The organism is Bartonella sp. TT110JLCBS (assembly GCF_042193405.1).
Lineage (GTDB): Bacteria > Pseudomonadota > Alphaproteobacteria > Rhizobiales > Rhizobiaceae > Bartonella.
The window spans coordinates 315-563 of the sequence record NZ_JBHILT010000299.1; the positions used below are offsets into that span (position 1 = coordinate 315).

General features: G+C 37.8%; 1 protein-coding gene. It reads left to right on the forward strand.

Going from position 1 to position 249, the window contains the following annotated elements:
• The coding region (locus ACFILW_RS11005; RefSeq protein WP_375685855.1) for a hypothetical protein at positions 1–229 on the forward strand (229 nt) is incomplete at its 5' end.
• Positions 230–249 lie beyond the last annotated feature (20 nt).

A 249-nucleotide genomic window follows, 5' to 3' on the forward strand; every position in this document is an offset into this window, starting at 1 on the left:
TCTTCATAAGTTGATGGATCAGAATCAGCAGTTACTCTTACATACGCAAGAGGAAAACAAGCAATTATTAGCAATCACCCACAAGGATAGTTCTAATGATGACAAGCCAGTTGTTAATAATGGTGAGTATGAAGAATCGAAAACTGATCAGAAACCAGAAACGGATACCGAAAACCAGGTATCTGAAAAGACCGAAAAAAAGCGCCATTGGTGGAATCTATTTGGATAGGAGTAATCGATATGACATCA